This is a genomic window from Dyadobacter sp. HNCC25DJ186 (genome assembly GCF_056895235.1).
On sequence record NZ_JBXHAS010000007.1, the window covers coordinates 1 to 12,537 of the forward strand.

Here is a 12,537-nt window from a genome sequence, read left to right on the forward strand (position 1 = left end):
GTTTTCAGCGCCGTACTACCCGATTGGGAGTGCAAAAGTCCTACATTTATTTTTGATATGCAAGTCCTGGAAGAAAAAAAATTAAAATAATTTTATCTTTTTTTATAACTCGCTAATCATCAAAAGTTTAGTTGTCAATTTTTTTTATGATTAATAGTATGTTTAGGAAGGGAGTGTTAATATGGTGGGCCTACCGAAAAAACTCGACCGTATGCTCTGAAGCATATTGGTCATCACCTGGCTTTATTCTTTTCACGAAAAAACGAGCCTTTTTCCCTAGCCTGAGGCTTGTGTATTTTGAAACAATATGCTCTTGTGTACCAAGCGGCTGTAAAGAGGGATACCAAAGGATGTAACCAGGCTTCTCAAACAAAAGTTGTGGTTCTGACCAGTTTTGGCTGTTTGCATCAATCCCCAGTTCAGGATTTTTATTAAATGAAATATAAACCTGACTACCCTGCCATGATTTACCAACTACCTTTGCCATTAACATAACCCAGCAATTCAGATAGGTGTTCCAGCTTACAGATGGCCCCCAATAAAACCCACCCGTTGCGGATGATGCGGGTCCTCCTCCTGCTTTCAAGGGAATTTGCAAACTGCTTATGGGTTTTCCAAAACTATTGTAAGCTGCACCAAAACCAGTCCCATCCCATCTTTTTGCTTTACCCTGAGGATTATCCAAATCTTTTAATGCGATACGGGCTACGCTTATGCACTGCCCTCCCCATTCCGTTTCCTTTTTATAGGTATGTTCATCATAAATACCGGGATAGCCGTACTCTCCATAGAATAGATAAAGATATTCTCCGCTTGCCACCGCGGATGGATCACCAACGCCACCAGCAAATGTGTTGGAGATGTTGTTAGGTTTTAAAATCATCCGGGGATTAAGATCTTCGATGAAAATACCTTTGTTTTCCCAGTTTTTTCCTCCATTTGTTGATTTCATAATCCCGATCCTGCACACCGCTGCGGGGCTTTCAGGCCCTTTTAACCCCTGAGGCCACTTTTCATTTTTATATCCTTCCCTGGTTATTGAATCGTAGGGAAGTGTCGATTGATAATTTTCGTTATGATAAACGGCGTAAAGGGTGTTGCCTGATTTATCGTGCGATTCCTGATAAACGGTTTCAAACCATACAGCACCATGTAAACCGGGTTTGCCAACCGGAGCATTTTTTGGCAGCACAGGATCTGAAAATTGGCTGGGATTACTCTTAAATGCTTCATCTGCATTACTTCCATTGGCAAATTTGAGATCTTTTGCATTACCCCAAAGTGGATCTTCGCCGTATTTGCCGGGGAAGATTCTGAAGGTATCGCCAATCCAGGCTTCTGCCATATTACAATCCACAAAAGAATTGAATACTATTTTTTCGGAAGACAGCAGCCTGAACTGTGGTTGACTTACCTCGCTCTTCTTGGGAGAACATCCTTCTGAAAAAGCCAACACCAGAGAAATACAGATCCAGGAGAATATAGAGGAATTGTTCATGATATAAATATTGCAAGATATTGTGTGTGAAAAAGAAGATGCAATATTCAAATAATATTCTGGGTGTACAAAAATATTTTAGGATTAATAATTAAAAGATATACGAACCTTAAACCGCAAGAAGCTTAAATATTTCTAAAATACTCAATCACATGCATCTTCAACAACGCTTCCTGCTTGTCAATACCGCCCTGAGGCAATGCCCGGTTTAGTGTATAATGCGGCCAGCCGTCCTTATCCCTTTTTTCAAACAGATAATAAGAAGACAGACTTAATACCTTACATATTCCTACGTGCATGAGATCCTGTTTTTGTTCTTTGGTAAATCTTTTAGCGCCCTGTCCCAATTCCTGTACGCCTATCAGAAATAATACGCCATTGAGATCACTTGGTCGTTTGCCCAGCAGTTCTTCCAATGTCTGAAGTAAATGTTCCCATTGCGCTTCCAGGGGTTGGTCTTCTATATTTAATGTGCTCATATTAGTTCTTGGTCTGTTAATATGTATCAGTCAAAACTTAGCCCGTAGCCTTATTTAACCAGTACAATAATTTATACCTATATATAGGAAAGGAAAAATCACATCAAATTGCTGACGATTAATCAAATCTCCGGTTTGTTTCTGTTTTATCAAAACCAATAACAGAAGGCGGACGTTCTATTTGTCACGATGTTTTAATTTTCCGGTTAAATGATTGTAAACTCTTGATCATATATAGAATAGAAAAGAGTGCATTTGCCGGTTTTTCCTAACTTTGGGTTTTGTGCGATACGAATGAAGAATACTGATACGAATAATATACATAAGGAGGGAGATAGATTGAGCAAGCCAGAATATTTAGATACACTGAACGAACCGCAGCGCCAGGCCGTGGTATATGGTAATGGTCCGTTAATGATTATTGCCGGTGCCGGTTCAGGAAAAACACGAGTACTTACTTACCGGATTGCCCATTTGATTGAAAATGGCGTAGATCCATTTCGTATTTTATCCCTGACTTTTACCAATAAGGCATCCGGAGAAATGCGGAAACGTATCGAAGGTGCTGTCGGAACAGAAGCGAGAAATATCTGGATGGGTACTTTTCACTCTGTTTTTGCCAAAATCCTGCGGATCGAAGCAAGATATCTGGGTTATACCAGCGATTTTTCGATTTATGATACGGACGATTCCAAGTCGTTATTGCGCAGTATTATAAAGGAATACAATCTGGATGATAAGGTTTACAAAGCCAATGTGGTTTATAACCGTATTTCCGGAGCGAAAAACAGACTGGTTTCTGCGGACGATTATATCAACAATGCCGTAATCCAGGCAGATGATGAAGCGGCCAAAATGAAGGAAATCGGGCGGATTTACAAAACCTACGTAACGCGCTGTTTTCAGGCGAATGCGATGGATTTTGATGATCTCCTTTTTAATACAAACGTTTTGTTTCGCGATTTTCCTGATGTTTTGTACAAATATCAGCACAAATTCCAGCACGTGATGGTGGATGAGTTTCAGGATACGAACGTTTCGCAGTATCTCATCACCAGAAAATTATCAGCAGTTAACCGGAATATTGTCGTTGTAGGTGACGATGCGCAAAGTATTTATGCTTTCCGCGGCGCTAATATTGAGAATATTCTGAATTTTGAAAAGGACTTTCCGGATGTTCAAACCATTAAACTTGAACAAAATTACCGTTCAACGAGCACGATCGTAAATGCTGCAAATTCCGTTATAGCCCGAAATAAATCCCAGTTAAAAAAGGAAACCTTCACCGTTAATGAGGAAGGTTCTATGATTGACGTGATCAAAGCGGGTTCTGATAATGAAGAAGGACGTTTGGTAGCCGGAGCCATTTTCGAGGAGAAAATGCAGAAATCGCTTAAAAACGAAAATTTTGCAATTCTTTATCGTACCAATGCACAGTCACGTTCCTTTGAAGAAGCGCTTCGAAAACTGGGAATTAAATACCGGATTATCGGCGGACAATCTTTTTATCAAAGAAAAGAGATTAAAGATATTTTAGGGTACCTGCGTTTTACGGTCAACCAGCGCGACGAAGAAGCATTCAAAAGAATTATTAATCTTCCGAAACGCGGGATTGGCGATACAACCGTTGCCAGGATTACAGTAACAGCGGCTGAAAATAATGTTCCTATCTGGGAAGTTGTGAGTAATATCGGTAATTACGCAACTGGCCGTACTATTACCCCGATTGAGCAATTCAGTACTTTGATCAAAAGTTTTATGTTGATGATCGAGGCAGGGAAAGATGCTTTTGAGGTGGCATCACATATCGCAAAAACATCCGGACTTCTTCGTGAATTGTATGAAGATAAAACCGTCGAAGGGCTTTCGCGTTATGAAAACGTCCAGGAATTGCTGAATGCGATCAAGGAGTTTGTTGATAGTGAAGAAAATGAAGACAAAACACTAAGTGCTTTTCTTCAATCGGTTTCACTTTTGACAAATGCCGATGAACCGGATGAAAACGAGGATAATGACCGGGTTACAATGATGACCATTCACTCGGCAAAAGGTCTGGAATTTCGAAATGTCTTTATTGTTGGTTTGGAAGAAGATCTTTTTCCAAGCCAGATGATGCTGGAAAGCCGGCAGGATCTGGAAGAAGAACGCCGTCTTTTTTATGTAGCGATAACCCGTGCTGAACAGAAACTTACTTTCTCCTATGCGGAAAGCCGTTACCAGTGGGGACGCCTGAAAATGTGTGAACCAAGCCGGTTTTTACTGGAAGTTGATGCAAAATATCTGAATATTTCTCAATCATTTCAAAGAGAAATTGGTCGTGAAGGTTCATCTTCATCGCCTATGTCCTTTGTCAAAAACCTGAGCCCGAGAAGACCGACAGAGCCTAGGCCGGCCACTGCCGCATCATCTCACATACCTTCTTCCGATTTTGTGCCTAGTGATACCCATGATCTTGCCGAAGGCGATAAAGTGGAACACTCCAAATTTGGTTTTGGCACGGTTGTTAAGATGGATGTGAACGGAACCGACCGCAAGGCAACAGTAAAATTTGATAAAGTGGGTGACAAAACTTTATTACTCAGTTTCGCCAAATTAAGAATAGTGAAATAAATCGTATTGCATAGTTATAGTACGATGATACAGGACTTTACATAATGTAAAACCACGCACCGCCACGAGACTCATTAGATTTAATACTCTTATGGCGATGTACTAATGATTATTTTTTAAACGATTAAATTATGTTCATCGAAAAAGACCTTCAACAGATTCAGGAACGCGGAAGCGATGCCACAGTAGTAGAGGAGCAGGTTCATTATTTTGTAAACGGGTTTCCGTTTCTTCATTTGTCAAAAGCGGCAACAGTTGGGGATGGAATTATTCGTCTGTCAGATGCACAGATTGAACTGGTCATTAAGGCGTTTGACAAAAGTTCGTCTGACGGCGAAGTGGCGTTATTGAAGTTTGTTCCCGCTTCCGGAGCCGCGACACGTATGTTTAAGTCATTATTCAGCTTTTTACAGGAAGATAAAAAGGATAAATCTGTTGACGAATTTTTTGCCAGACTTACCGAATTTGCTTTTTATGAAGATTTAAAGGCTTGCATGGCGTCAGATGGAATCGATATTTCTTCTGCTGATGAAAAAACAATCGTTTCTTACTTCCTTTTGAACAAAGGTTTAGGATACGGAGAATTGCCGAAAGGATTATTAAAATTCCATAATTATGATAGCCGTTCGCGTACGCCACTGGAAGAACATTTGGTGGAAGGTGCTCATTATGCGAATGCCGGAAGCAACGTTCAGATCCATTTTACAGTATCACCGGAACACCGTGATAAATTCGAAAAGTTAGTTGTCGAAGTATTGCCGACCTATCAAAGTGAGTTCGGTGTGAAGTATATGGTATCATTTTCCGAGCAAAAAAGCTCAACGGATACCATTGCTGTGAACATGGATAATTCGCCATATCGCGAAAAAGACGGCGGTTTATTGTTCCGTCCGGCCGGACACGGCGCTTTGCTTGAAAATTTAAGTCAGCTTGATGCAGACATTATTTTCATCAAAAATATTGATAATGTCGTTCCTGACAGAATTAAAGGAGATACTGTTACTTACAAAAAAGCACTGGCGGGTATTGTACTTGAATTCCAGAGAAGAATATTTGGTTATCTTGATAAATTGAGTGCAGGAGCTGATGCTTCATTGTTCTCAGAACTTGATACCTTTTTCCGTGAGGAACTATGTGTTGTGCCGCCGGCAACTTACGAAAGCTGGTCTGATGATCAGAAAAAGGACTATTTCGTTGGTAAGCTTGATCGTCCTTTACGTGCCTGCGGTATGGTGAAAAATCAGGGAGAACCTGGTGGCGGTCCTTTCTGGGCAGAAAACGCAGATGGATCTTCTTCTTTGCAAATCGTGGAATCGGCGCAGGTTGACGTTGACAACGAACAGCAAAATGGTATTTTCAAAAATTCAACCCATTTTAATCCGGTTGATCTGGTCTGTGCGATCAAAAATAAAGACGGGGAGTTATATGACCTCAAAAAATTCCGCGATCCGCTTACTGGCTTTATAACCTACAAATCAAAGGACGGAAAAGAGTTGAAAGCACAGGAATTGCCTGGTCTGTGGAACGGATCGATGGCGAACTGGAATACGCTTTTCGTTGAAGTTCCTTTGATCACTTTCAATCCGGTAAAAACAGTAAACGACCTGTTGCGCGAACAGCACCAATAGTGTCAACAGCATAGTTATAACAGGAAAAACGTCGAATCCGTAACGGGTCCGACGTTTTTTATTGGAATAATTTTCCTAATGTCATGCTGTCAGGGGCAATATTTCAAGGAATTGGTAAAACCTTACTTTCTTTGAAAGTTGACAAAATCACCATCGTTTGTGTGCTTGCCACTTCTTCAATTTCATTTATTTTTTCCAACATCAGTTTTTGGTAAGTGCTGATATCCTTTGAAATTACTCTTAGCAAGAAATCGCCTGTACCGGTAATATGGTGACATTCGATTACTTCCGGAATTGCATGTATTTTTTCAACAAATGATTCAGTAACAGCTTTTCTGTGGCCAACCAAAGAAATCTGCACGAATGTACTTACGCCTAGACCAACTCTTTCTGGTTCTAATTGTGCGTGATAACTTTTAATAATTCCTGATTGCTCAAGTTTCTTTACACGTTCAAGTGTAGGAGCCGGTGAAAGCCCAATTTCCTTTGAAAGCTGTGCGTTCGTTATCTTGGCATTCGTTTGTAAGATCTCCAGTACTTTACGGTCTATCTGGTCTAATTTAATGATAGCAGACATTGCTTATAACATGGTTTATAGTTAGCCCCACTTTTCAGGACGCTGCAAAACTAATTAGTTTCCCGAAGATAATTGTAACTTTATACTGAAAATTTGTCAAAAAAAAGAATTTTAATAGGTAAAATGGCCTTTTAGTACTGAATTGTTGGGTGATACTTTTGTAAAACCCATTAATATCTATTTTATTAAACGGAATAAGCCTCTATTTTCTGTAAAAAGTCCTGATACGTTATACGTATTCCTTCAGTCAGATCCGTCTTGTGTTTCCAGCCTAATGCATGAAGCTTGCTGACATCCATCAATTTGCGCGGCGTACCATCTGGTTTGTCCGTATTCCAATGAACTTCACCTTCATAACCTACCGTTTTCTGAATAAGCTCAGCTAATTCTTTAATCGTCACATCGCTGCCGACACCGACATTAAGGAAACCCGGCTCGCTATAATTTTGCATCAGAAAGTAACACGCATCAGCCAGATCGTCGGCGTGTAAAAATTCACGTAAAGGCGAACCCGTGCCCCACAGCTCCACAACAGGTTTATTTTCCTCCTTGGCTTCATGAAATTTGCGGATCATGGCGGGAAGTACGTGGGACTTATTCAGATCATAATTATCATTCGGGCCGTAAAGATTTGTTGGCATCACCGAAATGAAATCGCAGCCATACTGACTTCTGTATGCCTCGCACATTTTTATACCAGCAATTTTAGCGATTGCATAAGGTTCATTCGTCGGTTCCAGCGTTCCCGTAAGCAGAGAATCCTCATGAAGTGGCTGAGGTGCTAATTTTGGGTAAATACAGGATGAGCCTAAAAAGAGCAGCTTTTTTACATTAACCCGGTAGGCGCTGTCGATGATATTATTCTGGATTTGCAGGTTATCGAACAAAAATTCTGCACGATAAATATTGTTAGCCATAATCCCTCCTACCTTCGCAGCAGCCAGAAAAACATATTCCGGGCGTTCTGTTTCAAAGAAATCTTTTACAGATGCCTGGTCACGCAAATCAAGTTCTGAGGAGGTGCGGAATACAAAATTGTTAAAACCTTCAGCAGTGAGTTTACGGTGAATCGCCGAGCCGACCATACCGCGATGTCCTGCGATATAAATTTTAGCGCTTTTTTCCAATGTGTTATGTAAATTTGTAGGATGAAAAATCAATATCTTTAATACCCAATTCGTTACAAAAGTAACAATCTTACCCTGAAGAAAAATTCAATACACATGCAAAGAGTTATTCTGGTCTGGTGTTTCCTAACCATTTTCCTAGTGAAGGGAGCTTGGGCGCAGACTGAAACAAAGGAGTTTACACCGCCGTCATGGCTTCCAAAAGCAGCTGATCCCGATTCTGCGAAAGCGAAAAAAGCAGGTTCGAAGGATTTGAAATCGTTCGTTTCCGGGCTGGATCCTGCTGCAACTGCTACGCTTCCCGGCGGAAATAGCAAATCCACGTCTCTTACTTCCCTTTTCGGCGAAACGATTCCGGATCTTGGGCTTAAAGTAAAAGAATACAAAAGCCAGAAAGCGGACCGCAAATTAAAAAAGGAAAAAGCGCGGCTTGCAAAAGTGATGTATAAAGATGTGCCGATGGTGGCGATGGACATCCGATATGGCAGTGGTGACAGAACTACGCTCGAAACTTTTCACGTCCTGAAAGAGCCGAAACCATTAAATAATTACGCGCGTGCCACCGAAACACGCTGGTATGACACCAAGGGGAAAAAGCTAAGCTCTGCCATTATTAAGGATAAAGAAAAGTCGCTTTTGCTGCATGGCTCATATAAAAAGTATGTTGGAGAAAATCTGATAGAGGAAGGTTTTTACTACATGGGTGTGAAGGATGGCCGTTGGGTCAAATATGATACCAAATTTAACTTAATTGATAAGGCAGTTTGGGATAAGGGTTTTCCTGCCGAGTCCCGTATAACCTATTATGACTCAGCACATACAAAGTTAAAAGAAGTAGTGCCGGTGATGTTTGGCGAAACGTCCGGGGAATTTCTTCAATTTTATGACGAGGGCCAGTTAATGGCAAGCGGTAAGCTTGATCATGGAAAAAAAGTTGGTCGCTGGGTTGAATACTTCCAGTACCGTCGCCAGCGCAAAAAGGAAATTCAATATCCGAAAACCAGTTGGGATGAAGAGTTTGAACCGTTTGTGTTGCGGGAGTGGGATGAAAAAGGTAAACTTCTTTACGATTATACCAAAGATCCACGCGCCTCGGTTGAGGAAGAAGTTGAAAATTAATCGTTCGAATGGGTGGAAATTGCTGTCCATCTACTTTATTCGCGTGTTGGATTAACACGAGCCTAATCATTGTATGTTTCAAGCTTTCCTTAATTTTGCCAGGACTAAAACCTGGCTTGCAGTAATTTTTTGCATAATTCCTGTACTTATTTATTTTTTGGTATTTAAAGTAATAGCTTTGAATATCAATTATATAGCTTTCGATGACATCCTGATTTTAGGTATTATCCCGGGTTTTGAAGACGCTTCCTGGCCCGATCGCTGGAAACGGCTTACGGAACTTTTTCCTGAACACAGGCTGGTTTTTTCCCGCTCCATTATTCTTTTGCTCCATTCGATTTTTGGAAGGATCAATTTGATTTGGCCGATGATCGTGGCGAATATTTGCTGGACGGCCTGCGCATTCGTTTTTTACAAAGCATTCCGATATTTCCGGCTTTCAGTATGGTACTTTGTGCCCGTGATGTGGCTTTGGTTCTCAATCCAGTCATTTGAAAATGTCTTCTGGGGTGTAAGTTCCCTTTGTAATTTCGGCGTTCTGCTGTTTGTTTTGAGCGCACTTTATTTTGCAACACACCATCCGAAAAAACATTATATCGCTATCGTTTTCGCAGTTCTGGCGACTTTTACTTACGGAAACGGACTTATGGTTTTTCCGGTTATTGGATTAATAGCCTGGCTTATGGGGCGCAAAAGAGATTTTGTCATCACTGTGCTGGTAACGGGCATTATTGCTGTTATTTATTTTATAGACTTCACGCCGATCACGCAAAATCTTGATTTTTCTAATCCGCAGCAAGTCAAAGAAGGGTTTCTGGGATACTTCGGATTTATTGGTTCCATTGCGACGATTTCTGCTTACGATGCAGCAAATTCAGTTTTGATGACGGCTGTCGCGGCAGGATTTATTATGATCGCAGCACTTATCTATTTATTTAGAAAACAATGGATTTTGCTATGGAATGCAGCCTGGCGGAAAACGCCGTATTTAAATTCAGGAGCATTATTTTCATTGGGAATTGCAGCCTTTGTAGCCGTTACCACACTTGCGTTGGTTTATAAACGTATCCCGACTGATACTTTTGAAGGGATGTTCAAAGGTCGTTACCGGATGTATTCAACGCTTTGGTGTATCGCTCTTTATTTTGGGTTACTATCCCTGACATCAAGGCCTTCGCTACGCTTTTCAGTTGCCACGATCGTGCCCTTTGTCATTTTTCTAAATCTGATCATCCTTCACAGCAATTTCGCTTTGGCAATCAATAACCGTCGCATGGCGATCGTGCAGGAATTCAACGCACGGTACAATGCAGACTGGCTAGGGGTAAAAATGTTTTCGATGGATCAGGCGCGGTTTGAAAAAATACGAGCCTATTATAATTCAGAAGATCCGTTGACGGAAGGCTGGAATCCTCGTTTGGCAACAGATTCTATACCATGTCCGAAAGTTTATGAGCCTGATACGGTTAAAAAAGACGGTAGTTACATTGTTGTAAATTTCGAGAAAGACTTCTTCCCGGCAGAAAAAAATTATTCGGATGGTGCTTATGTGATACTAAAATCTGCGGAGCATACCTATGCGTCTGCACAAACGCAATATCCGGTTCCGCTGAAAACCACGCTTCGCAGATTTATGTATTTTAATAAGGGTGCTTATGTGAATTTCCACTCGGCAACTGTGGAACCAGGCTTGTACCGGATTTATTTATTGGTACGGAAGAATGGTCAAAACACCATTTTCTGCACCAATAAGACCTGGAAGGAGGATTAAAAGTTTGAATTGCCACAATATTTTGCATTCATTATGTCAGTTGCCTCTGTAAGTTGAATAACCGTATGCAGATAGTGTAATTGGAACATGATAATGTTTGCTGACTTTAATTTCAAAGACTACTTCGATAAAGGGATAAAAACTCTGTACATTCTGGCTTTTAAAATAATCTGCTGTCAAGAACGTCAATTTGTAAATACCTTCATTAGCTTTTTCAGAACTAAGAAAGTTGGAGATGCGGCCATTGGCATCCGTGATTTTTTCATCAATTACTGACCATGTTTTTTTATCTGTGTCCATCTTTTCAAGTTGGATGGGTACACCTGATGCGGGCATACCTTTGGAAATATCAAGGATATGACTTGATAACTGGAACGTTTTGGTCTGTGCGAAGGCCAGCGTAGTACTCAACGCTAAACTCAGCGTAAGAATTAAGTTTTTCATGTGTTTTTAGTTTAATTAATTTGTGTTAATATTCCTGCCTCTGAGATACCAGCCGATTTTGCGATCAAATCGTCGTTCTCAGGGCTTCCTCCGCCTGCAACGCCAATAGCACCGACCAGCTTACCTTCATACCAAAGAGGGCAGCCTCCACCAAGTAGCAGCAGTTCCGGTAGATTTGCCAAATTTTCTGTATCAGGATTTGACCGTGCATTTCTTGACAACACCAAGGTGGGGGTTCTGGTCGAAACCGAAGTATAGGCTTTCCTTCGGGCTGCTTCCGTATTGTGTGGTCCAACATTTTCCTGGCGACTGACGAGAATGACTTGACCTGCCGCATCCAAAATTGAAATGGTGACTGATTTCCCTAAATCGCTGGCACAAGCTCTCGCCTGTTTTACAAGTGCAACTGCTGCATCAAGTGTTAACTGATATGAAGGGCTCAGATAGCTGGTTGCTTGGGTAGAAACCCCTTGGTCGGGATTAACTGTTTGCGCAAGCAAAATGCCCGGAAATATGGATGTTAATATGAGCAGTTTGACTTTCATTGTAAATTGTTTTTTGCAAAACTACAATTTCAATCTGCCGGAAGTGTTGACCTATGTCAACGTTTTTAAAGCATTGATTTTGTCCTGCTTAACGTAGATGGAGAAATTCCCAGATAGGAAGCGGCCATTTTATTGGATACCCGAAGCAAAAAATTTGGCTGTGATTCGATGACCCACTTTACTTTTTCCAGCGCATTAAATCCCTGAAACCCATAAATGCGTTTTTGGGCATTAACAAAACCCAATTCAAGAATTTCTCTGTAGATTTGACTGAACTCAGGCACGGTATCTACGAGTTGAAAAAAGTCTTTCCTGGAAATTACAAGAAGTTCGGACTTTTCGATGGCCTGCAGATACTCCAGTGCTGGTCTCTGGTCTATAAAGCTGGGAAGGGCAGTGACAAACATGCCGTCAAATGCGAAATAACGGGATGTTTCAACGCCTGCGTTGCTCACTGTAAAAAGACGTAGACATCCGGAATTAATGAAGTAGTAGACTTTGCAAGTCTCATCGTAATCTATCAGTAACTGTTTGCGGTGAGCTTTTATGGGTTGAAAATAAGAGCATATATCTTGAAGTTTTTCAGGACCAATTTTATGTCGGTGCAATATGTAAGATGCCAAAGGCCGATATACCAGCGGCAGTTCGTTTATTGACTCTATATTTGCCATATAACTAGTGAAATGATAATCAACGTTTCAACTGTTCCGGCACCGGCGCGGCTGAATACCAATAGATA

General features: G+C 41.0%; 11 protein-coding genes. 4 read left to right on the plus strand and 7 right to left on the minus strand.

Annotated elements, in window-relative coordinates:
* Positions 1–190: 190 nt before the first annotated feature.
* Positions 191–1,498, minus strand: coding sequence for a hypothetical protein (locus AC1XUO_RS19875; RefSeq protein WP_483331527.1), 1,308 nt, complete (start codon positions 1,496–1,498; stop codon positions 191–193).
* Positions 1,499–1,623: 125 nt separating this feature from the next.
* Entirely contained in the window at positions 1,624–1,977 is a 354-nt protein-coding gene (locus AC1XUO_RS19880; protein ID WP_483331528.1) for a hypothetical protein, read from the minus strand.
* A gap of 294 nt (positions 1,978–2,271) precedes the next feature.
* On the opposite strand from AC1XUO_RS19880, the gene AC1XUO_RS19885 reads away from it, so the two are divergent.
* Together AC1XUO_RS19885 and AC1XUO_RS19890 are read left to right on the plus strand one after the other, a co-directional pair.
* Entirely contained in the window at positions 2,272–4,587 is a 2,316-nt protein-coding gene (locus tag AC1XUO_RS19885; RefSeq protein ID WP_483331529.1) for an ATP-dependent helicase, read from the plus strand.
* A gap of 131 nt (positions 4,588–4,718) precedes the next feature.
* Entirely contained in the window at positions 4,719–6,215 is a 1,497-nt protein-coding gene (locus AC1XUO_RS19890) for a DUF4301 family protein (protein WP_483331530.1), read from the plus strand.
* Between the two features lie 103 nt (positions 6,216–6,318).
* On the opposite strand, the gene AC1XUO_RS19895 is transcribed toward AC1XUO_RS19890, so the two are convergent.
* On the minus strand, positions 6,319–6,792 hold the full coding sequence (locus AC1XUO_RS19895) for an Lrp/AsnC family transcriptional regulator (RefSeq protein WP_090340796.1): 474 nt from the start codon (positions 6,790–6,792) through the stop codon (positions 6,319–6,321).
* A 185-nt stretch (positions 6,793–6,977) separates the two neighbouring features.
* The gene (fcl, locus tag AC1XUO_RS19900; RefSeq protein ID WP_255717857.1) at positions 6,978–7,919 is read right to left on the minus strand and encodes a GDP-L-fucose synthase; all 942 of its coding nucleotides are present in this window, start codon (positions 7,917–7,919) and stop codon (positions 6,978–6,980) included.
* A gap of 96 nt (positions 7,920–8,015) precedes the next feature.
* On the opposite strand from fcl, the gene AC1XUO_RS19905 reads away from it, so the two are divergent.
* Both AC1XUO_RS19905 and AC1XUO_RS19910 read left to right on the plus strand, forming a co-directional pair.
* Positions 8,016–9,038 (plus strand): toxin-antitoxin system YwqK family antitoxin, encoded by a 1,023-nt coding sequence (locus AC1XUO_RS19905; protein ID WP_483331531.1) that lies wholly within the window; start codon positions 8,016–8,018, stop codon positions 9,036–9,038.
* A gap of 73 nt (positions 9,039–9,111) precedes the next feature.
* Positions 9,112–10,809, plus strand: coding sequence for a hypothetical protein (locus tag AC1XUO_RS19910; RefSeq protein ID WP_483331532.1), 1,698 nt, complete (start codon positions 9,112–9,114; stop codon positions 10,807–10,809).
* 36 nt (positions 10,810–10,845) lie between these two features.
* Here the strand turns inward: AC1XUO_RS19910 and uraH are convergent, their stop codons facing one another.
* From uraH to AC1XUO_RS19925, 3 genes are all read right to left on the minus strand, one after another.
* A complete protein-coding gene (uraH, locus tag AC1XUO_RS19915; RefSeq protein WP_483331533.1) occupies positions 10,846–11,253 on the minus strand; it encodes a hydroxyisourate hydrolase in 408 nt (135 codons plus the stop codon).
* A gap of 11 nt (positions 11,254–11,264) precedes the next feature.
* Positions 11,265–11,798 (minus strand): GlcG/HbpS family heme-binding protein, encoded by a 534-nt coding sequence (locus AC1XUO_RS19920; RefSeq protein WP_483331534.1) that lies wholly within the window; start codon positions 11,796–11,798, stop codon positions 11,265–11,267.
* A 65-nt stretch (positions 11,799–11,863) separates the two neighbouring features.
* Positions 11,864–12,469: a Crp/Fnr family transcriptional regulator gene (locus AC1XUO_RS19925; protein WP_483331535.1), complete on the minus strand. Its 606-nt coding sequence runs from the start codon at positions 12,467–12,469 to the stop codon at positions 11,864–11,866.
* Positions 12,470–12,537 lie beyond the last annotated feature (68 nt).

What these genes read in the sequence shown, in the direction of transcription:
- AC1XUO_RS19875 (WP_483331527.1), bottom strand. Translation starts at nt 1,498, where the DNA reads ATGAACAATTCCTCTATATTCTCCTGGATCTGTATTTCTCTGGTGTTG.
- AC1XUO_RS19880 (WP_483331528.1), bottom strand. Translation starts at nt 1,977, where the DNA reads ATGAGCACATTAAATATAGAAGACCAACCCCTGGAAGCGCAATGGGAA.
- AC1XUO_RS19885 (WP_483331529.1), top strand. Translation starts at nt 2,272, where the DNA reads ATGAAGAATACTGATACGAATAATATACATAAGGAGGGAGATAGATTG.
- AC1XUO_RS19890 (WP_483331530.1), top strand. Translation starts at nt 4,719, where the DNA reads ATGTTCATCGAAAAAGACCTTCAACAGATTCAGGAACGCGGAAGCGAT.
- AC1XUO_RS19895 (WP_090340796.1), bottom strand. Translation starts at nt 6,792, where the DNA reads ATGTCTGCTATCATTAAATTAGACCAGATAGACCGTAAAGTACTGGAG.
- AC1XUO_RS19905 (WP_483331531.1), top strand. Translation starts at nt 8,016, where the DNA reads ATGCAAAGAGTTATTCTGGTCTGGTGTTTCCTAACCATTTTCCTAGTG.
- AC1XUO_RS19910 (WP_483331532.1), top strand. Translation starts at nt 9,112, where the DNA reads ATGTTTCAAGCTTTCCTTAATTTTGCCAGGACTAAAACCTGGCTTGCA.
- uraH (WP_483331533.1), bottom strand. Translation starts at nt 11,253, where the DNA reads ATGAAAAACTTAATTCTTACGCTGAGTTTAGCGTTGAGTACTACGCTG.
- AC1XUO_RS19920 (WP_483331534.1), bottom strand. Translation starts at nt 11,798, where the DNA reads ATGAAAGTCAAACTGCTCATATTAACATCCATATTTCCGGGCATTTTG.
- AC1XUO_RS19925 (WP_483331535.1), bottom strand. Translation starts at nt 12,469, where the DNA reads ATGGCAAATATAGAGTCAATAAACGAACTGCCGCTGGTATATCGGCCT.